Genomic DNA, 1150 nt, shown 5'->3' with positions numbered 1-1150 from the left:
CGGCAACTGTATTCAGCTGGAGCCCTGAGGGACGTACCTCCGGCCACTGGCGATCATGGCATTGAGGGTTACGAGCAGCTTTCGCGCGGTGGCTATGATCGCCGCCTTCGGGCGTTTTCCCGCCCCTTCCAGGCGCCTGCGGAACACATTGAAGGTGCTGGAGGCCCGTGATGCATGGAGCCCCGCAAGGTAGAGTATTGTTCGCACCACAGGCCTGCCGCCCTCGATCGCGCGAGGGCCAGATCTCTTTCCGCTATCTCGGGCAACTGGGGCAAGGCCAGCGAGAGCGGCAATCGCGCGTCGATCGACGCGCCCGAGCTCCGGAAGTTCCGCGATCAAGGTAGCGGCTACAATCGGGCCAACGCCTGGAGCCGATTGCAAGATGTCGTTCACTTCGGCGAGCTCCGTGTCAGCCTGCACGATCTGGAGCATCTCCTTTTCAATTTTCTCGATGCGGCGCTCGAGAACGGCGATCAGGGATCGAATGTCCGCGCGCACGTCAGGATCGGCCGTTTGCTTCAGGCGAGTGTCTTCCTGCTTCCGTAGACCAACCAATTGGCGCCTTCGGGCCGTATATGCCTGCAAAGCCCTACGCGATGCTGGAAGCGGCTCGGTCGGCGGGGGCTGCAGGCGGGTACCCAATTCAGCCAGCATCCGAGCATCCACCTGATCAGTCTTGCCGAGAACACCCATGGCACGAGCGAAGTCTCGTGCTTGACGAGGGTTGACGCGGCTAAACCGCACGCCTGCTGCTTCCAATGCTTCCCGGAGGACCCGGTCGTACCCGCCGCTGGCCTCGAAGATGATCCAGGCGCCTTCTTGCGCAGCTTGGCGTGCGAAGGCTCTCGCACCCTTTGGCGTATTTTCGATCCTTTCTGGCTTCCGTCTCGGATGGTGGATATCGAGCCAGCTTTTGGCCACGTCGACACCGATGAAGGTCTGCTGCGTCATAGCTCCTGCTCCTGTCATGCGGGGTCTGCGCCAACAGCCCCAATCAACTGTTCAGGATGACGATGGACGATGCGGCTGGTCCCCGATCCGACAAACGGGCTGCTCGCCCAGGAGGCTCGCGGGGTACCAGCCGCAGATCCTCAATAGCCCATCGGCCTTAGACAGGAGGCTCCAACTTCTAAGTAGGATGGAGCCATGA

At 61.6% G+C, this 1150-nt stretch carries 1 protein-coding gene; it reads right to left on the bottom strand.

Annotated features, from left to right (window positions below; genetic code table 11):
* Positions 1 to 12 precede the first annotated feature (12 nt).
* Positions 13 to 951, bottom strand: coding sequence for an IS110 family RNA-guided transposase (locus C8P69_RS23370; RefSeq protein WP_108179820.1), 939 nt, complete (start codon positions 949 to 951; stop codon positions 13 to 15).
* Between the last annotated feature and the right edge of the window lie 199 nt (positions 952 to 1150).

The organism is Phreatobacter oligotrophus (genome assembly GCF_003046185.1).
Taxonomy (GTDB): domain Bacteria; phylum Pseudomonadota; class Alphaproteobacteria; order Rhizobiales; family Phreatobacteraceae; genus Phreatobacter; species Phreatobacter oligotrophus.
This window is presented reverse-complemented; position numbering and strand designations above follow the sequence as displayed.